The 23,872-nt window shown below is 59.2% G+C and carries 19 protein-coding genes; 11 read left to right on the top strand and 8 right to left on the bottom strand.

Going from position 1 to position 23,872, the window contains the following annotated elements; genetic code table 11:
• Position 1: 1 nt before the first annotated feature.
• Complete coding sequence (locus tag ACR3EL_RS03475) at positions 2-706, bottom strand: SDR family oxidoreductase (protein ID WP_170337441.1); 705 nt, start codon at positions 704-706, stop codon at positions 2-4.
• A gap of 104 nt (positions 707-810) precedes the next feature.
• On the opposite strand from ACR3EL_RS03475, the gene ACR3EL_RS03480 reads away from it, so the two are divergent.
• Entirely contained in the window at positions 811-1,662 is an 852-nt protein-coding gene (locus tag ACR3EL_RS03480; protein ID WP_170337442.1) for a LysR substrate-binding domain-containing protein, read from the top strand.
• Here ACR3EL_RS03480 and ACR3EL_RS03485 read toward each other — a convergent pair.
• Positions 1,653-2,555 (bottom strand): LysR family transcriptional regulator, encoded by a 903-nt coding sequence (locus tag ACR3EL_RS03485; RefSeq protein WP_170337443.1) that lies wholly within the window; start codon positions 2,553-2,555, stop codon positions 1,653-1,655. The genes ACR3EL_RS03480 and ACR3EL_RS03485 overlap by 10 nt on opposite strands.
• A 75-nt stretch (positions 2,556-2,630) precedes the next feature.
• Between ACR3EL_RS03485 and ACR3EL_RS03490 the strand changes: the two genes are divergently transcribed.
• The 8 genes from ACR3EL_RS03490 (at position 2,631) to ACR3EL_RS03525 (ending at position 12,239) form a co-directional block, all read left to right on the top strand.
• Positions 2,631-5,843, top strand: a complete 3,213-nt coding sequence (locus ACR3EL_RS03490; RefSeq protein ID WP_170337444.1) for a reductive dehalogenase — start codon at positions 2,631-2,633, stop codon at positions 5,841-5,843.
• 126 nt (positions 5,844-5,969) lie between these two features.
• The gene (locus ACR3EL_RS03495; RefSeq protein ID WP_170337445.1) at positions 5,970-6,836 is read left to right on the top strand and encodes an FAD binding domain-containing protein; all 867 of its coding nucleotides are present in this window, start codon (positions 5,970-5,972) and stop codon (positions 6,834-6,836) included.
• Positions 6,833-7,312 carry a (2Fe-2S)-binding protein gene (locus tag ACR3EL_RS03500; protein ID WP_170337446.1) on the top strand — a complete coding sequence of 160 codons (480 nt, stop codon included), beginning with the start codon at positions 6,833-6,835 and terminating at the stop codon, positions 7,310-7,312. The genes ACR3EL_RS03495 and ACR3EL_RS03500 overlap by 4 nt, the downstream gene beginning before the upstream one ends.
• A complete protein-coding gene (locus ACR3EL_RS03505; protein WP_170337447.1) occupies positions 7,312-9,567 on the top strand; it encodes a xanthine dehydrogenase family protein molybdopterin-binding subunit in 2,256 nt (751 codons plus the stop codon). The genes ACR3EL_RS03500 and ACR3EL_RS03505 overlap by 1 nt, the downstream gene beginning before the upstream one ends.
• The gene (locus tag ACR3EL_RS03510) at positions 9,560-9,805 is read left to right on the top strand and encodes a MoaD/ThiS family protein (protein WP_040633350.1); all 246 of its coding nucleotides are present in this window, start codon (positions 9,560-9,562) and stop codon (positions 9,803-9,805) included. Before ACR3EL_RS03505 ends, ACR3EL_RS03510 begins: the two co-directional genes overlap by 8 nt.
• A gap of 399 nt (positions 9,806-10,204) precedes the next feature.
• Entirely contained in the window at positions 10,205-10,615 is a 411-nt protein-coding gene (locus tag ACR3EL_RS03515; protein ID WP_480720432.1) for a hypothetical protein, read from the top strand.
• Positions 10,612-11,991 (top strand): relaxase/mobilization nuclease domain-containing protein, encoded by a 1,380-nt coding sequence (locus ACR3EL_RS03520; protein WP_480720434.1) that lies wholly within the window; start codon positions 10,612-10,614, stop codon positions 11,989-11,991. The genes ACR3EL_RS03515 and ACR3EL_RS03520 overlap by 4 nt, the downstream gene beginning before the upstream one ends.
• A 23-nt stretch (positions 11,992-12,014) precedes the next feature.
• Positions 12,015-12,239, top strand: coding sequence for a hypothetical protein (locus ACR3EL_RS03525; protein WP_480720436.1), 225 nt, complete (start codon positions 12,015-12,017; stop codon positions 12,237-12,239).
• Between the two features lie 37 nt (positions 12,240-12,276).
• Here the strand turns inward: ACR3EL_RS03525 and ACR3EL_RS03530 are convergent, their stop codons facing one another.
• Together ACR3EL_RS03530 and ACR3EL_RS03535 are read right to left on the bottom strand one after the other, a co-directional pair.
• Positions 12,277-12,717, bottom strand: a complete 441-nt coding sequence (locus ACR3EL_RS03530) for a hypothetical protein (protein WP_480720438.1) — start codon at positions 12,715-12,717, stop codon at positions 12,277-12,279.
• The gene (locus ACR3EL_RS03535) at positions 12,714-12,950 is read right to left on the bottom strand and encodes a hypothetical protein (RefSeq protein ID WP_480720440.1); all 237 of its coding nucleotides are present in this window, start codon (positions 12,948-12,950) and stop codon (positions 12,714-12,716) included. The genes ACR3EL_RS03530 and ACR3EL_RS03535 overlap by 4 nt, the downstream gene beginning before the upstream one ends.
• A 522-nt stretch (positions 12,951-13,472) precedes the next feature.
• On the opposite strand from ACR3EL_RS03535, the gene ACR3EL_RS03540 reads away from it, so the two are divergent.
• Positions 13,473-13,652: a hypothetical protein gene (locus tag ACR3EL_RS03540; protein WP_480720441.1), complete on the top strand. Its 180-nt coding sequence runs from the start codon at positions 13,473-13,475 to the stop codon at positions 13,650-13,652.
• Positions 13,653-13,828: 176 nt separating this feature from the next.
• Positions 13,829-15,019, top strand: coding sequence for a Fic family protein (locus ACR3EL_RS03545; RefSeq protein WP_480720444.1), 1,191 nt, complete (start codon positions 13,829-13,831; stop codon positions 15,017-15,019).
• A gap of 67 nt (positions 15,020-15,086) precedes the next feature.
• Here the strand turns inward: ACR3EL_RS03545 and ACR3EL_RS03550 are convergent, their stop codons facing one another.
• The 4 genes from ACR3EL_RS03550 to ACR3EL_RS03565 all read right to left on the bottom strand — a co-directional run bounded on the left by ACR3EL_RS03550 (position 15,087) and on the right by ACR3EL_RS03565 (position 23,863).
• Positions 15,087-15,995, bottom strand: coding sequence for an ArdC family protein (locus ACR3EL_RS03550; protein ID WP_480720446.1), 909 nt, complete (start codon positions 15,993-15,995; stop codon positions 15,087-15,089).
• Positions 15,996-16,343: 348 nt separating this feature from the next.
• Entirely contained in the window at positions 16,344-18,959 is a 2,616-nt protein-coding gene (locus ACR3EL_RS03555) for an AAA family ATPase (protein ID WP_480720449.1), read from the bottom strand.
• Positions 18,960-18,966: 7 nt separating this feature from the next.
• Positions 18,967-21,981, bottom strand: coding sequence for a type III restriction-modification system endonuclease (locus ACR3EL_RS03560; RefSeq protein WP_480720451.1), 3,015 nt, complete (start codon positions 21,979-21,981; stop codon positions 18,967-18,969).
• Positions 21,982-21,997: 16 nt separating this feature from the next.
• The gene (locus tag ACR3EL_RS03565; protein ID WP_480720453.1) at positions 21,998-23,863 is read right to left on the bottom strand and encodes a site-specific DNA-methyltransferase; all 1,866 of its coding nucleotides are present in this window, start codon (positions 23,861-23,863) and stop codon (positions 21,998-22,000) included.
• Positions 23,864-23,872: the final 9 nt, after the last annotated feature.

The following is a 23,872-nucleotide window of genomic DNA, read 5'->3' on the forward strand; positions in this document are numbered from 1 at the left end:
GTCAGACCGAGCGGGTGATCCCGCCATCCACCCGGATGTTCTGCCCGGTGATGTAACCGCCGCCCTCGGAGGCCAGCAGCGATATGACTGAGGCGATCTCGTCATAGCTGCGCCCATAGCGGCCCATGGGGATCTTGGCCTTGAACTCTTCTTTCTCAGGCAGGCTGTCGATGAAGCCGGGCAGGACGTTGTTCATGCGGATATTCTCGGCGGCATATTTGTCGGCGAACAGCTTGGTGAACGCCGCCAGCCCGGCCCGGAACACGCCCGAGGTCGGAAATACCGGGTCCGGCTCAAACGCCGCGAAGGTCGAGATGTTGATGATCGCCCCGCCGCCCTGCGCCTGCATGATCGGCGTCACTAGCCTTGTGGGGCGCACCGCGTTCAGGAAATAGACGTCCATCCCCTGATGCCAGTCTTCGTCGGTCAGCTCCAGCACCGGCGCGCGCGGGCCATGCCCGGCCGAGTTCACCAGCACGTCGATCCGCCCCCAATGGGCCATCGCCGCATCCACCAGCCTCTGCAGGTCGTCATTCGACTGGTTCGAGCCGGTCACGCCTACGCCGCCCAGCTCGGCTGCCAGCGCCTCGCCCTTGCCGGACGAGGACAGGATGCCCACCTTGAACCCGTCCGCCGCCAGCCGCCGCGCCGCATCCGCGCCCATGCCGCTGCCGCCGGCGGTGATCAGAGCCACTTTTTCCGTCATCTTTGTTCTCCGTTTCAATCTGCCGCCAAGATGAAGCGTGGCAGGCCGTTTGACCAATCAGTTCTTCTGCCTTAAGGGTGTAGAAAATCTATAGTATGGATGCCATGGCTGCCCTTCCTCCGCTGAACGCTCTGCGCGCCTTCGAGGCGTCAGCCCGTCACCTGAACTTCAGGCTGGCGGCGCAGGAACTGGGTGTCACCCAAGGGGCGGTTGCCCAGCAGGTTCGGGGCCTCGAGGCGCGGCTGGGAACCCCGTTGTTCGACCGCCTGCCGCGCGGCCTGCGGCTGACCGAGGCCGGACGGCGATTCCACGCGCCTCTGCGTCGCGCTTTTCGCCTGATTGAAGAGGCGGTCGAAGACCTGTCCGGCCAGCGCCAGATCACCTTATCGGTCACGCCCAGCTTTGCCTCGAAATGGCTGGTGCCGCGGCTGGGCGATTTCACCGCGCGCCACCCGGATGTCTCGGTGCAGGTCGATGCGCGCGAGCGGCTGGCTGATTTCCAGACGGACGGGGTGGATATCGCGGTGCGGCAGGGCCGCGCGCGGTTTGGCGACGGCCTGGTGGCCGAGCCGCTGTTCCCCACCGAATTCGTCGTGGTTGGCAGCCCCGACCTGGCCGCGCAGGTGACATCGGCGCAAGACCTGCTGGCGCATGTACTGCTGAGCGATTCTCATGGCCTTTGGCCCCTGTTTCTGGAACGCGCCGGCGTGCAGGGGCGCCCGAGAATGATGAATTTCAGCCAGACCAGCCTGGCCATCGACGCCGCCGTGGCCGGGCAGGGCTTTGCATTGGCAAATGCGCCACTGGTCGCGGCCGAGCTGATGGCGGGGCGGCTGGTGCAACCGCTGGCGCAGGTGCTGCTGGACGATCTGGGGTTCCATATCGTCATCCCGCGCAAGCCGCGGCAGCCGGATCTGGTGGCGCTGATGCGCGACTGGTTGCGGGCTCAGGCCTGAAGCGTGGCGGCGATCGCCGCGATCCGCCGGCGCAGCCAGCGATGGGCGGGATCGTTGGCGAACCGCTGGTGCCAGACCATGTAGATCGAAACCGGCTGACAATCGAAGGGCAAGGGCGCGCAGTTTAGCGCCGCCAAAGGCCCTTGTTTCATCAGCGCCGTGTCGGTCGAGATCAGATCGCTGCCTTTCACGAAGGCCGGGATCGCGTTGAAATGCGGCAAGGTCACGGTGGGCGGGCGGATCTGGCTCTGATCCACGCCGCGCATCACCGCCCGCGCGTTGCGCCCATCGGGAAACCGCACCTCGACATGGTCGGCGGCGCAATAGGCGGCCCAGTCGGCGGGCGGATCACGCCGCTCGGCGTCGTAAAACACCATCAGGGGGCTGCTCACCAGCAGCTTCTGAAAGATGTCGGGGCCGTCCGGCGGCAGCGGGGTCAGCATCAACTGGCACCGGTCGCTGCGCAGCAGTTCCGGGTCGGGCACGCCCGAGGGCATGAACCCCAGCTGCAGCCGCACCCCATCGGCCCGCGCCCTGCGCAGCAACTTCGGAAAGATCAGCTCGCGCGGCATGTCGTTGGTGGCGATCTGGACGGCGATCTCTTCGGACAGCGGGTCAAAGGGCCGCTCGTCGGTCAGGGCGCGCATCCCGTCCAGCACCTTCTGAACCGGCTCCTTCAGCGCCAGCGCCCGCTCGGTCGGGGTAAGCCCTTGACCGGAGCGCACGAACAGCGGATCGCCCAGCACATGCCGCAACTTGGCCAACGTGTGGCTGATGGCCGATTGCGTAACGCCCAGGCGGTCGGCGGCCTTCGAGACCGAGTTTTCCTCGAGAATCGTCAGGAAGGTGCGCAGGACCTTGCCGTCCAGATCAGTGAAATCGATTTTCTTCATACCGTTTATGATCTGCCATGAATGGTGTTGCTGTTCATGCCGCGCTAGGGGAAGCTTGGCAACAGGAGGCACGCGATGGGGATCCGCTTTTTCTCGGACAAGAACCGACCCGTTCACATGGGTCCTTATCCGCTGGAACGGCTGCGGCGACAGGATGCGCTGCCCGACCTGTCAGCGCTGGCGCCCATGCCGGTGCTGAGTTTCGACCGCCCCGAGCAGCCCCACAGCATCGTCAACGCGATGGGCGAGTTTCAGGCAATGCTGGACACCATCCGCGATGGCTTCGTCAATCCGGCCCGGGCCGAGATGCCCCGCGATCCGGCTGAACGCGCCAACCACCTGAAGGCGTTCGGCTATTTCAACGATGCCTCGATGATGGGCTGTGGGCCTCTGCCGCCGCAGGCGCTGTTGGACCGGCCCCGGCGAAACCCCGATATCGACCGGCTGGCCCATGCGCTGCAGACCCGGCAGACGAAGACACTGGCCTCGGGGATCGACGTGATCATGGCCGATCTGCGCGACAGCGTGGCAGCCCAACCGGGGCCGATCACCGCCCACCGTCATGCCATCGTGTTCCTGTACGAACATCACCGCGACCCCGATCCGTCCGAGCCGGGCGCTGAGTGGATCCTGGATGCGCAGGACCACCGCGCCTGCCTGCTGGCCACCGAAAACGCGGTGGTGATCGCCAATTACATCCGTCTGTTGGGGTATGACGCGCGGGCGCATTCGGTGATGTCCTCGGACGTGGACCTGCCTCGCCTTGCCGCCGCAGCCGGGTTGGTCTGGGCCGAGGATGGCACCGCCGTGGCCCCGTGGCTGGGGCGTAGGTTCGGCCTGGCCGCCGTGACCACCGAGATGGAAATCGCCCATGATCGACCGCTGGCCCCGCGCGACCGGCAGCCGTGGTTCAGAACCCAAGGCCCCGCGTGGTGGCTGGGCGCGGGCTTTGCCAAAAGCGCGCTGAACCGCGACCCTTACGCCCGCCGCCGCTATGCCGATGGCGCGCACCCGTTCGAGACGCTCAAACGCGTGGACAGCCCGACCACCTATATCGACGAGGCGAACGTGGCCCGCGTGCCCAAACGGGCCGACATGTTCGCGCGGGCGCAGTTCGGCGATATGGGCAAGCCGCTGCAGGATGCGGCCAAGGGCGGGCACTACGTCCGAAAATCCGCGCCCAGCTTTGCGCAACGGCGCGCGCTGGGGGCCTTCGTCTTGCTGCAGGACGGCGACAGCGCCGAGGTCGCCAGACCCACCGATGCCGAGCGCAACGCGGCGAACATCAAGGCGGCCAGCTATTTCCTGGGCGTCGATGCCGTAGGCCTCAGCCGCTGCCCCGAATGGGCGTGGTATTCCCACGACGCCACCGGCGAGGAGATCGTGCCGCCCCACGATCAGGCCGTCAGCATGATCATCGACCAGGGTTATGAGACGATGGAGGGCGCATCCGGTGACGACTGGATCAGCGTTGCCCAGTCGATGCGCGCCTATCTGCGGTTCTCGCTGCTGGGCGGGGTATTGGCCCGTCAGATCCGCAATCTGGGCTACAAGGCCAAGGCGCATACGGTGATGGATGGCGAAGTGCTGCAACCGCCGCTGCTGTTGCTGTCGGGGCTGGGCGAGGTCAGCCGCATCGGCGAGGTGATCCTGAACCCGTTCCTTGGCCCGCGCCTGAAATCGGGGGTCGTGACGACCGACATGCCCATCACCCATGACAAGCCCATCGACTTCGGCCTGCAGCGGTTCTGCGAAAGCTGCAACAAATGTGCCCGCGAATGCCCCTCGGGGGCGATCACCGCCGGACCCAAGCTGATGTTCAACGGCTACGAGATCTGGAAATCCGACAGCCAGAAATGTGCCACCTACCGGATCACCACGCCCGGCGGGGCGATGTGCGGGCGCTGCATGAAGACCTGCCCGTGGAACCTGGAAGGGCTGTTCGCCGAACGCCCGTTCCGCTGGGCCGCGATGACCATTCCCGCCGCGGCACCCGCGTTGGCGAAACTGGACGATGTGCTGGGCAATGGCGGGCTGAACGACACCAAGAAGTGGTGGTGGGATCTGGAGCTACAGCCCGACGGCGCCTATCGCCCCACCGCGCACCCGCTGAACCGGCGCGATCTGCAAAAGGATCTGGATCTGAAATACGAGGATCAGACGCTGGCCGTCTATCCCGCCCCGCTCGCGCCGCATCCCTGGCCCTATCCTTTTGCGATGGACCGCGAGGCCGGGATCGCCGCCTATCAGGCCATGGTAACCGCCGACGAATACAAGGCCCGTCTGGCCGCAGGCGATGTGTCGGTCATCCACCGCTACACGATCTCGGGCGATGCGCCGGTGATGCAGCTGGTGCTGTCGAAGGTCGAGAAGATGACGGCGGATGTCACCAAGTACGAGTTTTCCACCCCGGACGGTGCACCGTTGCCGGATTGGACGGCCGGCGCGCATCTGGATGTGCTGGTGGCGCCGGAATTCCTGCGGCAATACTCGATGTCCGGTGACCCAGCCGAACGCATGACCTATCAGATCGGGGTACTGCGCGAGGATCAGGGCCGCGGCGGTTCGGCCCTGCTGCACCGGATCTTCACGCCGGGCCGCAAGGTGTTCGTGTCAAAGCCGATCAACCATTTCGAACTGGACGAGACCGCCACCCGCACCCTGCTGATGGGCGGTGGTATTGGCATCACCCCGATGATCGCCTTCGCCCATCGCCTGCACGCGCTGGGGCGCGATTTCGACCTGCATTATTCCGTCCCCTCACGGGAAAAGGCCGGGTATCTGGCCGATTTGGCCGCCGCTCCCTGGGCGGACCGCGTGCATCTGCATGTCTCGGACGAGGGCACCCGCGCCGATCTGGACACAATCCTGGCGGGTTATAGCGACGGCTGGCATGTCTATACTTGCGGCCCGGACCGATACATGGAGGCGGTGATGCAGGCTGCCGAACGTCAGGGTTGGCCAGAGGAGGCCCGGCATCTGGAGTATTTCTCGGTGCCCGAGCAGCCCGACTATGAAAACCACCCGTTCACCCTGCGGCTGGCGCGCTCGGGGCGTGACCTTGAGGTGCCCGCCGACAAGGACGCGGCGCAGGTGCTGAACGAGGCCGGCATCCATGTCGACGTGAAATGCGCCGACGGCATCTGCGGCGTGTGCAAATGCGGGCTGATCGCGGGCGAGGTCGAGCATCGCGATTTCGTCCTGTCGCGCAAGCAGCGGGAATCGGCGCTGATTCTCTGCCAGAGCCGTGCGGCCGAGCCGGGCGGGGTGGTCGAGATCGACCTCTGACCTCGGTCGGAAAGCGACATTTTCAGGTGAAAAAATAGGTCGCGCGGGCCATGGACGCCGCCGCGCGGCTGCTCTAACGTCGCCCCAAACCCAGTGAACCCTGACCAACAGGCGCGAGGTACAATCATGCAATATCACCGCCCCGCCAGCTTTGCCGAAGCTTCGGATCTGGCTGCCCATGCAACGGGCATCACGCGGTTTCTGGCCGGCGGCACCGACGTCTTGGTGCAACTGCGGTCCGAGATCGTGACTCCGGACACCCTGATCGACATCAAGGCCATCGACGGCGTACACGCCATCACCCGCCACGCCGATGGTAGCTGGACGCTGGGCGTGGCCGTCACCGGCGCCGAGATGAGCGAACACCCCCAGCTGGGACGCGAGTGGCCCGGAGTGGTCGAGGCGATGGACCTGATCGGCTCGACCCAGGTCCAAGGCCGCGCCACCCTGACGGGCAATCTGTGCAATGGATCGCCTGCCGCCGATTCCGTCCCGGCCATGGTTGCTGCGGGCGTGACAGCAACGGTGACCGGTCCGAGCGGTGATCGGATCGTGGCGGTCGAGGACATCCCGACCGGCCCCGGCAAGACCTCGCTGGCGAAGGGCGAGTTGATCTCGGCCCTGCATATCCCGGCGCGGGGCGAAAATGGCGGCGACGCCTATCTGCGCTTCATTCCGCGCACCGAGATGGACATCGCCGTGGTCGGCGTGGGCGTAAACCTGCGCGTCGATGGTGACACGATCACCGAGGCCCGCGTTGCGCTGGGGGCCGTGGCGCCCACCGTCCTGCTTGTCGAAGACTGCGCCCGGGCGCTGATCGGCACCACGCTGGACGATGCCGCGTCGGCGGCACTGGCCGCCGCCGCCTCGGCCGCCTGCAAACCCATCGACGACAAACGCGGCACGATCGAATTCCGCACCGAAGTGGCCGGCGTTCTGGCAAAACGCGCCGCGAAAATCGCCTATGCCCGCGCCAAGGGAGAGACCGCATGACCAAGCATCACGTCACCACCACCGTCAACGGCGATACGGTCGAATACCTGTGCGACGCGCGCGAAACCCTACTGGACTGTCTGCGCGACAAGCTGAACCTGACCGGCGCCAAGGAAGGCTGCGGCACCGGCGATTGCGGGGCCTGCTCGGTCACGCTGGACGGGCGGCTGGTCTGTTCCTGCCTGGTGCTGGGGGTCGAGGCCGAGGGCAAGCAGATCGAAACCATTGAAGGCATGGCGCAGGGCGAAACCCTGCACCCGCTGCAGCGCAAGTTCATCGACCATGCCGCGCTGCAATGCGGGGTCTGCACACCGGGCGTTCTGGTCGCCGCCAAGGCGCTGCTGGAAAAGAACCCCGACCCGACCGAGGAAGAGGCCCGCTATTGGCTGGCCGGCAACCTGTGCCGCTGCACGGGTTATGACAAGATCATCCGCGCCGTTCTTGAGACGGCCGCCGAGCTGCGGGAGGCTTCGTAATGGCACTCGACGATCGCAAGTCGCACTTCACCTTCGTGGGCACCCGCCCGAACCGTCCCGACGGATTGGACAAGGTCACCGGCCGCGCCCGGTTCGGGGCCGACGTGACCGCGCCGGGCATGCTTTTCGGCGCCATCCTGCGCTCGCCCCACGCCCATGCGCGGATCGTCCGGATCGACACTTCGAAGGCCGAAGCGCATCGGGACGTGAAGGCTGTGGTTACCCGCGCCGATTTCGCCGATGTCCCGTTCAAGCCGGGGCTCGAGGGCGAGTTCTGGAACGTTCTGGAAAACGTCATGGCCGGGGAAAAGGCGCTCTATGACGGGCACGCGGTGGCGGCGGTTGCGGCCAGTTCGGCGCTGGCGGCGCGGGATGCGCTCAAGCTGATCGAGGTCGAATACGAGGTGCTGCCCCATGTCACCGACGTGGACAAGGCGATGGCGCCCGACGCACCGGTGATCCGCGAGGGCGCGGCCGACTATTCGGTGCCCGAGGGCATGCACCCCAACGTCGTGCGCTATCACGAAAGCGGGCATGGCGATGTTGAGGCGGGCTTTGCCGAGGCCGATCTGGTGATCGAGGATCACTTCGTCACCGAGGCCACGCACCAGGGCTATATCGAACCGCACGCCTGCCTTGCCTCGCTGGGCGCTGACGGCAAGGGCGAGCTGTGGTGCTGTACCCAGGGCCACTGGATCGTGCAGAAGACCTGCGCCGCGCTGTTGGGGATCGAAACCGCGCAGCTGCGCGTGACCGCATCGGAAATCGGCGGCGGGTTCGGCGGCAAGACCACCGTGTTCATCGAACCAGTGGCGCTGGCGCTGTCGCGCAAGGCCAACCGTCCGGTCAAGATCGTGATGTCCCGGTCCGAGGTTCTGCGGGCTACGGGGCCGACGGCCTCGGCCTCGTTGGACGTCAAGATCGGCATGAAGAAAGACGGCACCATCACCGCCGCCCAAGGCGTCTTCCGCTTGCAAGGCGGTGCCTTTCCGGGTGCGCCGGGCGACATGACCGCGATGTGCGCCTTTGCGCCCTACAACCTGACCAATGTGCGGCAGGTGGGCTATGACGTCATGTCCAACCGCCCGAAGCAGGCCGCCTATCGCGCGCCCGGCGCGCCGATGGGGGCGTTTGCGGTGGAGTCGGTCATCGACGAGCTGTGCAAGAAACTGGGCCTCGACCCGGTCGATGTGCGCCTGAAGAACGCCGCGCACGAGGGCACCAAGGCCAGCTATGGCCCCACCTATGACCGGATCGGCCTGGTCGAGACGCTCGAAGCCGCCAAAGCCCACCCGCATTATGCCGCGCCGCTGAAGCCGCGGCAGGGACGGGGCATCGCCTGCGGGTTCTGGTTCAACCACGGGGGCGAGACCTCGGTGTCGCTGGCCCTGTCCGAGGACGGCTCGGCGCAGCTGATGGTCGGCACGCCCGATATCGGCGGCTCACGCGCGTCGATGGCGCTGATGGCGGCCGAGGTGTTAGGCATTCCGTACGAGAACATCCGCGTGACCATCGCCGACACCGCCACGCTGGGTTACAACGACGTCAGCCACGGCTCGCGCGTGACCTATGCCAGCGGTCTGGCCACGATCAAGGCGGCGCAGCACGCAGTCGAGAAACTGTGCGAACGCGCGGCGGCCAAATGGGGCATCCCGGTGGACGCGGTGAAATGGGAAAACGGCTGCGCGGTGCCATCCGGCCCCAACGCAGGCGATTTCGACCCGCTGCCGCTGGCCGAGATCACCGCCGACATGGGGCGCACCGGCGGCCCGATCTCGGGCCATTTCGAGGCGACCCCCGAAGGCGCAGGCGTGTCCTTCGGCACCCATATCGTCGATGCCGAGGTCGATCCCGAAACCGGCAAGACCTCGATCACCCGCTACACGGTCATCCAGGACGCGGGCAAGGCGATCCACCCCGCCTATGTCGAGGGCCAGTTCCAGGGCGGCGCGGCGCAGGGCATCGGCTGGGCGCTGAACGAGGAGTACATCTATGGCGAGAATGGCCGGCTGCAGAATCCGGTGTTCCTCGACTACCGTATTCCGGTGGCCAGCGACCTGCCGATGATCGACACGGTGATCGTCGAAGTGCCCAATCCGGGCCATCCGTTCGGCGTGCGTGGCGTGGGTGAAACCGGCATCGTGCCGCCATTGGCAGCCATCGCGAACGCGGTCTCGAACGCGGCGGGCGTGCGGATGCGACAACTGCCGATGTCGCCGCCGCGCATTCTGGCCGCCCTCAAGGGCAATGGTTGAGGTCCATCTCTGGTCCGGTCTCCGGTCGCTGACCGGGGGCCAGGAAGTGGTGCAGGTTCAGGCTGCGACAACCGGCGAGCTGCTGCGCGAACTGGTGCGCCTCCATCCGCAATTGCAGGCGCCGATCGACGCGGGCGTGTCCGTTGCCGTCAATGGCCGGATCATTGCAGCGGGTCTGTCCGAACCCATTCCCGAAGGTGCCGAAGTCTATCTGATGCAGAGGTTGCGGGGCGGGTAGCCTCGTGAAATCGGCGGGGGAGGACCGGAAGCCCCGGTCTTGAATTCAGCGCTTCGGCCTCACCCCTGGTCCTACCGAAGTACCCCCTCGTTAAAAAAACACCATCAAACGGATCGGCAGGATTGATCCGCTATGTATTGCAATATTGGCATTAGTATTGCGGGAAGGTGTCAGATGTGTGTGATTTCCGGCCAAGTCCGGTTGACGTTGGGGAAGTCGCGCCTGCCAAGATATTGAGGCGTCGTACAACGGAATCCGGAAAAAACTGGAAGATGGTGCAGCTAGAGGGAGAAGGTTCGAACTCCCTCTTTGACATCTTGCAAGAATGGGAAGCCGTTCTCAAGACCTGTGATTCACTTATCAACACCGTAAATCAGGACAACGATCCGGGGTGCGGTGATGAGCATTTCGGAACGTGATTTCAACAAAGTAGCTGGGAAGCCAGTCAAAAAGCGGGAAGCACCATTCTCGCTTCGATTGAGCTTCGACGAGAAAGCCGCGCTTCTGGAAGCCGCGAACGGCGTGCCGCTTGGTGCCTACATCAAGGCCAAACTTTTTGACGAACCGTTGGAGAAAGTGCGCCGCCGAAACACCAATCCCGTGAAGGATCACGAGGCTTTGGGCCGTGTCCTCGGCACTCTTGGTGGATCGCGCCTTTCCCAGAACCTTAACCAGCTTGCCCGCGCCGCCAACACTGGCGCGATGCCTGTTTCGCCGGAACTTGAAGAAGAACTGCGCAAGGCATGCGATGAGGTCGCCGAGATGCGTGCTGAACTTCTCCGTGCGCTCGGGAATGGAGGTCAGCCATGATCCTCAAAGGTTCCCAGCGCGGCAATGCCCGCGAGCTTTCCAAGCATCTGATGAATGCCCGTGACAACGAGCATATGGAGCTGCACGATCTTCGTGGCTTCATGAGCGAAGACGATCTGCATGAGGCTCTCGCCGAGGCGGATGCGATCTCAAAAGGCACGCGCTGCAAGCAACATCTATTTTCTCTGAGTCTGAACCCTCCCGAGGGCGTGCATGTCGATACGCAGACCTTCGAGACGGCAATCGAAATGGCCGAACAGAAACTCGGCCTCGATGGTCAGCCGCGTGCAGTCGTCTTCCATGAAAAAGAAGGGCGGCGTCATGCCCATGCCGTCTGGAGCCGCATCAATACCGACTCCATGACGGCCAAGCAGATGTCTTTCACGAAGGTGAAGCTCATGGAGGTTTCGCGTGAGCTGTATCTTCGTCATGGCTGGGAGATGCCAAAGGGGATGGTGGATCGTGAGAACCGCAATCCGCTCACCTTCTCCCGCGCGGAGTGGCAACAAGCGGCGCGTGCCAAGCTAGACCCCCGCATGGTCAAGGCAATGTTCAAGGAAACTTGGGAGCGTTCTGATTCAGCAGAAAGTCTCAAATCCGCCCTGGAGCAGCGCGGCTATTATCTGGCGCAAGGAGATCGGCGCGGCGTGGTCGCGGTGGATTATCGCGGTGAAGCGTTCTCCTTGTCCCGCTGGGCGGGCGTGAAGGCAAAAGACGTCAACGCACGCTTCGCCAACGCCAACGAACTTCCAAAACTTGATGAGCAACGCCAACATATTGCCGTGCTCATGGCAGACGGCTTGCGCCGTCAACGCGCCGAGATTGAAGAAGGATATAAGCGCGCCCGTCCGTCAATTGAATTTCGCCGCACGCAGATGGTGGAACGCCATCGGATCGAGCGCACTGGAATGACCGAACTCCAAAAACAGCGCGAAACCCGTGAAGCAGCTGCGCGCGCCTCGCGTCTACCGAGTAAGGGCGTGGGCAAGTTGTGGAGCCAACTTACTGGCCGATATTCGAAGCTGAAAGCCCAGAACGAACATGATGCCTGGCAAGCACTGAAGCGTGATCAGGTCGAACGCGACAAGATGATTGCGCGGCAACTCGATGAACGCCAGCGCTTGCAGCAGGCCATTCGCGCTATGCGCGAAGAGCGCATCAAGGAACACATGGCGCTACGCCAGGAGATCGCTAACTACATGCTCATGAAGCAGGGCAAGGTTCCGAAGATCGAGCCCAAATACCCGACGACCCGAGCGGATGCGCGATCCCAAGAGACCCAACGAACGGAACGACGCCGCGCCGATGATCGTCAGCGCGAACGCCAACGTCAGCGCCCGCGAGACCGTGGGCCTGATCGGGGCCGAGAATTTTAACCCAAACAATAAGGAGGTCGCCCATGCGACAAGAACTACGACAAACCTTCATGCTGAATTTAGATGAGAAACACGCTCATCTTCTCAATGATCTGCGCGAGCATTTCAGGTTGAAGGCGGAAGATACCCTCCGCCTCACTATCAGGTTGGCTCATGCACGCTTGAAAAAGCCCGATGTACTTGTGCCGAAATTCAAGCCATCGGCGCACCGCGATGATTGGTATGATGATGAAAATGGACCAGTCTAGATCAAAAAAAACGCCGCATGTTCCTGCGGCGCTTTTTCTAGAGCGCGTCAAACAGATCGGCCTGTTTGAGCGTTTCGCTATCCTTCTTTGGCAGGAAAAGAGCTTCCGGTCCGACAAGAACGCAGTCCTGCTTTCCATGACGGACACGCATGCCGTGATAAAAGCCTTCGGGCTTGATACGCTGTTCGAAGGGCAGCATCGCGACTTCGTTGTAGGTCGTAGGCTCGCCGTCAAAGAAGCGCTCAGGCACAAGACGATACGCTTCGGCGGACTTGCTGTGCGTGCCAGTGCAAACCCAAAGTGAATTCTGCCAGACAAAAGGCTTCCGTACTTTTCCTTCCAGACCGATCTTGTCGGCGCTGTAGGATGCCGCGATATCGCCTTCGCCGATACAGCGATCCCGCGTATGGCACCATGTTCCAGAAGCAAGGCGTGAAGGATCGACGCGGTACTCCCTGGGGTCGATGGGGGCGCTCATGAGCGCCCCGCGTCGTTTGATGTCTCGGGAGTATCTTCCAGCGGGAGACGAAGGACGATGCGGCCATTGATTGGGCAGGTTTCAAGTTGGAGTGTGTAGCCTCGCCCGTCTTTGTGCTGCCAGGCGGCTCCGACTTTGTTCCAGTAGGATTTTTCGCCTCTTTGGGTGACGTGCCACGCCAGATAGTCGGGCGCGTTTAAATTCAGGTTTTGGTTCGCTTTTTCGCGTGCCATGGTTTTCTCCTTTGCTTTCTAAGTTGGCTTGCTAACGCCCTCGCTATGGAGCGAAGGCAATGGATCAGGGTTCATGTTCAACACGGCTGGCGAAGCCAGGTGGAGCGGGCAGGACATTGAATGCTGAGCCGCATTCGGTCAGGGGTTTTGGGGCAATCAGTGCAAGCCACTTTGATGCGAAGGGGACCGGACCAGCCGAGATATTAGCGGCCAGACCTGACTTGGCCGCGCTCGTCAGAGCGTGTCGATCTATGCCCGATTTCGACAATCCGCCTAAAGTAAAGCGACGCTTGCGTCCTACACGGGCGAGCAAACGCCTCCAAAGCCTGCTGCCATCAAGCCGTATCAATACCGCCTTCGTGGTGATCCCATCAAAATCTAAACGTCCGCGCTTCATTCGTATCGCTCCATCGCTCCAAGATGTTCCCCGACCCATCAGCGCCTTCATTGGCCAATGATGGTGTGCGTGGGGCCGAAAGGCCCTGAGCGGTTCGGGGCCTCCTTGAAACAAAGGAGATAGCTATGAAACTCGTCTCACGATTTGAAGCGGCATCCCGCAGTACGGCAGAATTGCATGGACTTTTGGCAGAAGCCTTCAACGCTTTTGCCGCTGCTCCGCGTGGAAGCCATGAACGCCGCAATGCTCTTCAAAGCATGCGCAATATCGAAGATGAGCTGGCGGCTCGCACCCTCAAGCTTTAACTCACGCGACTGGCCGTTTGGCCAGTCGCTTCCTTGCAACTGGCCTCAAAAGCGGCCAAAGAAGCGGCCATGCAGTCGGACTTCAGAACGCTTCCGCAGATCATAAAGATATGATATAGTTAAAATAAGTGAATTTAACTACCCGGCCTACAAACCGGCCAAAAAACAGGACAAACATGGCGCGCGACGATGGTGAAAGCATAGGTCTTTTTGAGCCCCTCATGGTGAGCGAGGGCTCTCCGCGTCGTGCTGACCTCAGCGATCTGGCGCTTGAGTTGGCGGAAAAATCCGCCGCGTTCCGTGCCAGCTTGCCCGAGTCCATCGCAGCGGCGCTGGCCGATTTGGTGCGCTCGATGAACTGCTATTACTCCAATCTGATAGAAGGCCACAACACGCACCCTATTGATATTGAACGCGCTCTGGAGGGAGACTACAGTGCCGACCCGAACAAGCGTGATCTACAGATCGAAGCCAAAGCGCATATCACTGTCCAAAAATGGATCGATGATGGCGGGCTCGAAGAGCCCCCGACTACTCCGGCGTCGATCATTGAAATACATCGCCGCTTCTGCGCGTTGTTGCCGGAAGACCTGCTTTGGGTGGAGTACCTCCAAACGGGAGAGCGTGTGAAGGTCGTGCCAGGCGAACTGCGCGAGCGTTATGTGGAAGTCGGGCGTCACGTCGCGATCAGCCCTGGCGCTGTCCCAAGGTTCTTAGATCGCATGCACACGGCTTACGCTCGTTCTGGGCGGATCGAGTCTATCCTCGCCGCAGCATGTGCGCATCATCGCCTGCTATGGGTGCATCCCTTTCTGGATGGCAATGGGCGCGTGGCGCGTTTGATGTCCTATGCGATGTTGCGCAACTCGCTGGACACGCGTGGACTTTGGTCTGTCGCGCGCGGCCTTGCGCGCCGCGAGGCAGACTACAAAGCCCATTTGGAGGCCTGCGATGGAGACAGGCGCGGCGATAGGGATGGACGCGGCACGCTGAGCGAAGCGGCGCTGGCCTCCTTCACCGAATTTTTTCTACGCATCTGCATCGATCAGGTAGAATTCATGGGCTCGCTGATGCAGGCCGACCGCCTGCGCGATCGGATCATGATTTGGGCTGAAGAAGAAATGCGCGCCGGAAACCTGCCCCCGAAATCCGATCTGGTTCTGAAAGCTATTCTCTATCAAGGCGTGCTGGAGCGCGGCGAGGTCGAGTCCGTGCTTGGCACAAGCGAGCGCACCTCGCGCCGCATTACCTCGGCCTTGCTCAAAGCTGGAGTCCTTCGCTCTGAAAGTACGCGGGCACCGCTACACTTGGCCTTTCCGGCAAAATACGCGGAGCGTTGGATGCCGGGACTTTTCCCCGAGGGCTAGATGCTAGAAAAGTATGCGCCCGCCGGAAGGCGGGCGCGAAATTTTCCAGTGGCTTTGAAATCGCCGCCTAAGCGGCGACTCCTTCTTGGCTTTCTTCCTCGATAAACGGTTGAAGCCCGTGCAGGAAATCTGCCGCGCGTTGTGCGTGGGCGGCGGCGCTGAAAATCGCCCGCTTGTCTTCTTTCAGGACTTTAAGCCAACTCTGGATATAGGCGGCATGATCGGTGCCAGGTTCCGGCGTCAATTCCAGATCGGCGCAAAGGAAAGCCGCGCCAAGCTCTGCAACCAGCTCTTCGCGGGCGTAGCCTTCATCACCCCATTTCTTGCGCCCGAATTCGCGGTCAAGGCGGCTCTTGTGCTTCGTCCAGTGGGTCAACTCATGGGCAAGCGTTGCATAATAGCTTTCTGGGCTCTTGAATGTCTCGAAAAACGGCATCTGCACATGATCGCTCCCGCCAGCATAATGGGCGCTGTTGCCGCCATGACGGATATCGGCGCGCGTGTTTGCGAAGAATTCTTCCGCGTGGCTGATCCGCAAGGCGGGGTCGATGACGGCTTCCGGCTTTGAATAGTAGTGTTCGGGCAAGCCTTCGATCTGCTCGACGTTGAAAACGCTGTATCCCTTCATGAAGGGGATTTTCCGCTCTTCCTCTGATCCGTCGTCCTGCTCTTCAGTCTTGGTGATGGTGTTGGCATAGACGACCAGATTGCCGCGCTCGCCCTTCTTGACGTGAGCCCCTAGCTCTTTCGCTTGTTTGAACGTCATCCAGAACGGCGAGAGATAGCCCGCTTCAACGGCGGCTCCCCAAAGCATCAGAATATTGATTCCGTTGTATGGCACGCCGTTGTGCCGCAAGGGTTTTGTAATTTTGCCTTCGAGGTTTCCAGCATTCCAAGGCTTGAGCCATGACAATTCGCCTTGTTCCAGATCGGCAACAATCTTATCGGTTACTTTTTGGTAAATATCTTTTTTCATTGGCTTTTCCCTTTCTTGGATAGTCGGTTGCGCATGCAACCGGACTAGGCCCGCGCCAATGAGCAGGGGGATGGCCGTCAATGACCCGCGCGGCGCGAGGGGGATCACCCGCTTCTGCACGACCAAAGGGAGGAAGAACGGGGACACGCGCCAAAGCGCGCCCATAAAGGGCGCTTGGGTCTTGATGGCCCGGGGCTGCAAGCCCCTATCAAAAGAAAAAAGCTTCAGCCGTTCGTGGCTGACTTAAAATCGCGCAAGGGATGGAAGCCGTTGGCCGAGACTACAGGCTCGGTTCACGACAGCCCGCCCCTTCAAGATTTTCGCGGAAGGGTGCGCCATAAAGATGGTCTACGGGACTTTGATTTGGTCTTGTCGGTCGCTAACTTCTTTCAGCCACTTCTCCAATGCATTCAGTTCGTCGCCAACAATATCGGGCGTTGGTGCCTTTGGATTGAGTGCATCGGAAGCCTTGTGAAGAAGTTCGGAGCATTGTCCGTAATGCTGGCGCATGGTGTATGCATCCGTCTCGGTGATCGCCGAAAGCTTGGCGAAGCCCTTGGTATTCACTTTGCTAGCGAATGTCCGAAGCACAGGAGAAATCGCGTCTTCTACGGCGGTTTCCCAAGTTTGCCGTAAGCTGTCGATCAATCCCCTCGCATTGATGAGCCAATCAGTACTGTCGGGGTCGCGATCAAAGAGGATGCGCGTGTTGGCTAGATGCTTGCGCATCTGTTCAAGTCTGCTTTTGGCATCCTGGGCCTTATCGGGAGCTTCGTTGCGGCAGTGGCCAGGGATATTCTGCCGCTTCTGGATATGCCGCAGAGCAATATCGGTCTTCAGTGAGGGATCATCAACCTGAGCACAGGCGTTCCGCAGAAGAAACAGGAAGGGCAGATCATGAGTGAAGACGATGACCTGACGCTTGCGCCCTTCTTCGGCTAAGCGCTTGGCAATCGCTTCGCGGTGCAGGTGATCAAGTGAAGAAACCGGATCATCAAATATGATTCCGGAATCGCTATTATTAGTTGCCAACTCGGCCATAAATCCGGCAAGAGCGACGCAGCGGTATTCGCCCTCACTCAAAATATCGCCTGCATTTCGTGAAGCGCTTTGCATTAGGCTAACTCTGAAGCGCGACACACCAGCCTGCGAGCTGGCTTGCGTTAGTTCGATGGCGAGGCCAGAAAGGTTGAGGTGATCGATCTCGCGCGCAAAAGTGCCGCGCAACCTTTCGGTGATGAGCGCTTCAGACAAAGTGGTATTTTTCGCGGTGATCGTGTTCGGGCGTGTGTCCTTGAGGGCGGTTTCGATCACATCGATGGACTTGCGGCGACCGATCTCGGCAATCACGTCGTCCGTGATTCCAGACAGCCATTGCCGATCCTGCAACTCAGAAAGTTCGGCCTTCATCGCTTTGCGCTCGTCACTGTCGTCATCAGCCAACAGCGCGTTAGCCCGCGCTTCTAGACCGTCAATGGCATCTGAAAGACTCTGCATGACAGTAGTTGGCACCAGGTTCGGGACATTGCCATTGGCACGCAACATCGCACGTAGCCGCAATTTGGCGGCGATCACATACTGTCGTATCGTTTCGGACAATGCTTGATTGGCGAGTTCGTCGCCGATGAAGACAAGAGCCTTCCTGAGATTCCCATGTAGAATGTTGGCATTGCGCAGAGTGACTTGGTGACTTGAAAGTGCTTGGCGCGCTTTAGCGGCATCCTGTTGGGTCCGATCTTGAACGAAGCTCTCGAACCTGCGTAGTCGAGCCGCTGCATCTGCATCGAGCTCCTGCTGACATAGAACGCATCGTGAGTTTTCGTTGGTCGCCGGAAAATCCTTGTCGGGGTAGGCAATGCCCGTTGAATAGGCGCGCGCGGCTTCCCAAAGGCTGCGCCAGACCTCCGAACCGACACCCTCCAGAGGCTCATCCTTGGAAAGGTTTTGGGAAGCCAGCAGGGCTGCGGCTTTCTTGGTTTCCAGATCAGCCGCAAGGCGGGCAAGTTCGTCGGCACTTGCATCCGAGATGGCTTCATGCAGAGCCATAACATCAGTCCGAATATTCTCCAGCCTTACTTTTTCTGCCCGAAGCCGCCTTGCCGTTGCATTGGGGTCCTGGGCGAAGTCTGCGGCCAGCTCGGTAAGTCGCCTGCTTTCATCATCACTGAGAGTAGAAAGGTCGCGAACCGTTTTCGGACCGGTGTTTTTTCCGAGCCCGTTGACAAGTTTGCCAACAGTGGTGTTCGGCGAGCATTTCGGAGACTTGATACTCTCCGGAGTTTGCGATTTGAGCGTTGAAATTTCAGTGTCGAGGTTTTCTTTCACGGCCTTGCATGCGTTCACAAGCCGCTCAAGGAGTTTCATGGGATAAGGCGTGTAGGCCAAGTCATTCGTTTCTTCGACATGAACATTGGCCGTACGAGAATCGAAGACACTTACCTCGGAGAGCAGGTCGTCCGACTTCTCGCCCTTCTTCCATTGCGACTTCTGCGATTGAGCACCCGCGTTATATTCTATCTCGGCAATCTGCGGTCCAGATGACGCCACATAGATGTTGTCAAGAATTTGCTCGTCTTTACCGCGTGCGACGCGGGCTCGGCATGCCTGTTTGAGTATACGGACATATCCCGACTTTCCTGCGCCGTTGTCGCCATAGACAATGGTGACACCCTTCGGGATGAAGTTTAGCGTCTGTCCGTCAGCCAAAGCATTGACGTTTTGAACGTTGCGGATATTCCGAAGCGCGACCGTAGGCGCTCCGGTGCGTTGCGCGCCGATATGCTTGGCCGCAAGGGGCTCATTTTGCTTCGTGCTGTCTTTGCAGAGTGCTGTGAGCTCAGTGATGTCGGAAACGGCAAGCTCACCACCAACGACTAATCGCCGAAGAGCATCTCGTTGCCATGCAGGTCGATTCTCCGACCAAGACAAAATTTCTGCAAGTGCTTCTGCTTCTGTGTTTACCATCTATTTCTCAGGTTCCGGTTTCTTTCAGCAGATCGCTTACGCACGTTGCCTTGACGTATTTTGCAGCGGTTTCATCCTGAGCCAGAACCGCAAAATGCTCTTTTCCACAGGCGATTTTTGCACCTTCCTTATGACGAAGGTCATCCCACCATCCGCTACCCTTGGTTTCGACCACAAAATAGAGTTTTTCTTGCCCGTCATCCTCGATCAACACGGCCCAATCGGGGTTATAGGTTCCGAGCGGTGTCGGGACTTTGAACCAGCCTGGGAGCTTGGCGTAGACCTTCACGGCTTCGTTGGCTTCCAGCTCTTCTGCGAAACGCCGTTCAACGCCAGCCGAGTCATAGACGACATGCTCGTAGACGGATTTTTGCGTCTGTAGCGTGTTCTTCAGATAGCCCGTCAACTCTTCCTGTTTGAAGAGTTCCTGTGCGTAATAGTGATCATCGCCGACACGTTGGTATTTGATCCCATCGACCAGAGCGAGACGCTTTGTACGGTTGATAGCCTCGGACGCCAGATCGATGAATTCCTGCGGGTTCTTCTTGAAGTCCGGCAGGCGACGACTATCAGTTAAGATTTTGACCAAGCTCTTGCGCGTGAGCTGGGTTTTGTCCTGAAGATCCGTCAACAGATCGGGGAGCTCGATATCGCTCTCGCTAATGGAGGTAAATCCCGACGCCGATGTCTCGCTTGCCTGAACACCGCTCTTGCCGATTGCGATGTCAGCAACGCGGAACTGCGCGCGGGTCTTGGTGATGCTGGGGCCGTCCGTGATGGCGCGCGCGCAATCATCAATGAGCTTGGTGTTGTCAAACTCGACGCGGTAGGTGGTCTTGTGCTTGATACGATCCCAGAGCGCCTTGAAGTCTTCGCTCTCAAGTACGGCCTCTCGGGTGCGGATCGTGATGCGCTCGTCCGCGTTCTTGATGTCGAGCTTGCCCGCCAGCTTGCGCAGGATGTCTTTGATACCGTCTTCCTGCTCCGAAAAATCTTCGGGGAGCTCAAGCGTGTTGTCTTTAAGCGCCGTGCGGAGCGTGTCCTGCACCTTGCCCTTGGCATCAACGAAGCCGTTGTCCTTGAGATAAGTCCAGACCTCTTCTGACCGATCAACGCCTAGAGGGCTGGTGGTGCCGTCTTCGGCAGTGACGGCCAGGTTGGCGAATTGGTGCTTCTCAACCACGCCAAAACGAATGCCCGTATCGGCCTCGATCTCTTTCTGAAGATTGTCGGCGAATTGCTCGTAGCTTTCCGTCGCGACAACGGTAAGTGTGTTCACGTCGAAGCCGCGAAGTCGCTGACCTTCCTGATTAACGCATAGGCGAAGCCCGCGTCCCAAGGTCTGACGACGCTCACGCTCTGTCCCGATGTCGCGCAATGCGCAAATCTGGAAGACGTTCGGATTGTCCCAGCCTTCCTTGAGGGCAGAGTGGGAGAAGATGAATTTCAGTTTGGAATCAAAACTGAGCAACTTCTCCTTATCTCTCATGATGAGATTATAGGCGCGCTCCGCGTTGTCACGGTTTGTCGCATTGTCGGCGATTTCACCGCTGGCTTTTCTGTTTGGCTCCTGAAACTTCTTGTTCTTGTCGATGGCGAAATATCCATCATGAACTTCCGCCGCTTCGATATCGAGGTCAACTTTCTCGAAGAGTGTTTGATAATCGGAATGTTTGGCCAGCTTGCGGTATTCTTCCTCAAACATCTGGGCATATTTGCCCTTTACGATGTTTCCGTCCTCATCGTACTGACGGTAAAAATCAACGCTATCAATGAAGAATAGGCTTAGCACTTTGACTTCGCGTTTCTGGGCGGCAAAGCGCATCTCTTTGTCCAGATGCTCTTTGATGGTACGGCGGATCATAAGCCTTTTAAGGTCATCTTTGTTAACGCCGCCAACTTCATCGCCAGGGCGAAGCAAAGCCTCGCCGCCCGGCATGCCGAGCTCCACTGACTGATTGTCTTTGCCGACCGTGATCGTACCGACGCGGAAATTGGCATAAAGCTCGCGGCCTGTCTCCTGTTCCAGATCGTCACCGTCTTCGACAGTGAAAATCTGACGCTTAACCTTGCCTCCGCTTACGATGTCGGCCTCAATCTTGGCCGTGATGGAGCCGCGCTTGTTCTCGGTAGAGATGAGCTTCACGTATGGCTTGTTGTGACCGCCCTCAACTTCGAGCGACGCCACTTCGATCTGTTTCACTAGCTCTCGCTCATAGGCATCCACGGCGTCCAGTCGGTACACCATGTGGTGCTTGTCCACATGCGTTGCCGAATAGCGCAGCGTGCAAAGCGGGTTCATCGCTTCGAGCGCTTCCTTCCCGCGACCTGTCATCCCGCCATCAACGCTTTGCGGTTCGTCCACGATGATGATTGGGTTGGTCGCACGCACGAGGTCGATGGGCTTCTCGCCGCCCGTCTTCTCGCTCTCTTTGTAGAGGTTGTTCACATCCTTCTTGTTGATCGCCCCGACTGTGACGACCATGATCTGAATATTCGGGCTGGTTGCGAAGTTGCGCACCGTGCCTGGCTTGCCTGAGTCGTATTGGAAATACTCGTAGCCCTTGGCCATCGGGTAGAGGTTCTCGAAGTGCTCGCGGGTGATCTGGAGAGTCTTGTAAGTCCCTTCCTTGATCGCGACGGAGGGCACAACGATCACGAATTTAGTAAAACCGTAACGCTTATTCAGTTCGAAGATGGTGCGCAGGTAAACGTAGGTCTTGCCCGTACCTGTCTCCATCTCGACGGTGAAGTCACCGCTGGTCAGAGACTCCGAAGGTCGAAGTCCGTTCTTGAGCTGTATTTCCCGCATGTTCTCCAGAATTTCATCATCCAGAAGTTCAAGCTTGTTGCCGATGCCAAGCTCGCTCTCGGTGACGCCGAACGAGCCCTGCGCCGCGTCGCCAGAGCGGTAAGTGACGGTGAATTCCGTTCGGTTGATCTCCTGACCTTTGAACAGGGCAGCCACAGATTCAACGGCGGCGTGCTGATAGTCGAGATTATCTTCGAAGTGCAGTTTCATCGCTCAGCCCCCAATCTTACAGGCTGCGCACATGAGCGATGCCGTTCTGTTCCAGAATGGCGGTCATGTTCGTCTTGGCGATGTCGTCGGCAAAGGCGCTGTCACGGAAGACAACTTGCGTGTCTGCGGCTGGCTCCAGCTCCTTGTGCCAATCCGTTATCCCCTTGGCGAGGGCTTCGATCTCGGCCTTGTCGATGGTTTCGTCCAGACAGGCAAAGAGGACGCCGTACCCGATGGAGTAGACCGTCTTACCTGAGATGGACTTCTCTTCAATCGGAACGGTAAGATCGACGCCGCGCTTCAGCAGAAGCTCATAGAGCACGTCCTGTTCACTGCGACCCTCGACCAAGTGCTCTGCATGATCGAGCAAGGTCTGCTCAAGATCGGATGCGTCGGGGTTCCAAGCTCGAATGTTGCTGCTATCGAGCTTGAAGACTTTGAAGCCTAGATCACCCGTGAAGTCTTCACGCTGGCTCCTTAGCGATTCTGCTGCTCGTCGGATTCTATCCTTGCTGATGTCGGCGATATTCTCATACCCAAGCACGGCGGCATCAGATTTCTCATTAGTTATCTTTTCCGGCAGCTGAACCATGATGAATTTTCTAGTGCCGCCATCCTGAACATTCTTCCGCATAACTGCATGGGCTGTTGAAGAAGACCCGGCGAAGAAGTCGAGCACGGTGAAGTCATTTTCCTTATGCAAGAGGTCGATCATTGTGGTCATGAGGTTTAGCGGTTTTGGCGTGTCAAACGGAACCTTATCAGAAAACAGTGATTTTATTTCAGAATTTGCAGATCGCGTTGTACCGAACCTCTCTCCGGCCCAAATATTTTCCGGGGTGCGGCCTTCCTGCTCGGAGAGGTAGATTTTTCTAATAATCTTCGTTTCATCACCCGAAAAGATAATCTCTCCTGAGGCGATTTTTTCCTCGATTGTGGATTTTGCCCAACGCCAACCATTATCCGGCGGGGCAATCGTTTTTCCTGAAGGCGTCTCGATGTCAAAACGCAACGTCTGCCTAAAGTTCGGACTTCTGACGTCACCAGACCTCCAATCGCCCTTCGGATCATTGTCTGGATTTGAGTAGTTTTTATTGTCTTCTTCGGTTCTTGGAAGACTTAAGTTCTTCAAGTCATCAGAGCGTCGAAAAACCATAATATCATTCTTGTGCCGAGAGAAGAAACGCTCATCGTTCTTGCTCTGCTGGGTATGTTTCCAGGCTATTGTGGCAAGGAAGTTTTCTTCGCCAAAAATCTCATTGCACATTGCGCGTAAATTTGATGTCTCATTGTCATCAATAGTGATGAGAATGACGCCATTGGATGCAAGCAAGTTTCTAGCCAGCTTTAGGCGTGGATACATCATATTCAGCCAATTCGTGTGATAGCGCCCTGAGCTCTCCGTATTTGTCGATATTTTTAGACCTTCGTCAGATTTCTGCCCTGTGTACCTGAGATAAGTGTCTAGATTCTCTTGATAGTTGTCGGGATAAATGAATTCACCGCCCGTATTGTAGGGCGGGTCAATATAAATCATCTTGATCTTTCCTGCATAACTCTTCTGCAAGAGCTTCAGGACTTCGAGGTTATCTCCCTCGATAAACAAGTTTTGTGTTGAATCCCAGTCAACGCTTTCTTCGGGGCATGGTCGTAGCGTGCCAGTGGAAGGGGTCAGCGCGATCTGACGTGCCTTTTTCTTGCCGTGCCAAGTCAGTCCGTACTTCTCTTCTCCGTCTGCGACGTCATCTCCAAGCAATTGACGCAACACATCGAAGTCGATCCCATCCTCAGTGAACGCATCCGGCAAAATTGTATTCAGCGCTTCGATGTTTTCGTCAACGATGCTCAGGCTTTCGCCATCTTCTTTTTTCAGTGCGTCCATTACTCTTTC

This window comes from Ruegeria sp. BJ3, from assembly GCF_056535665.1.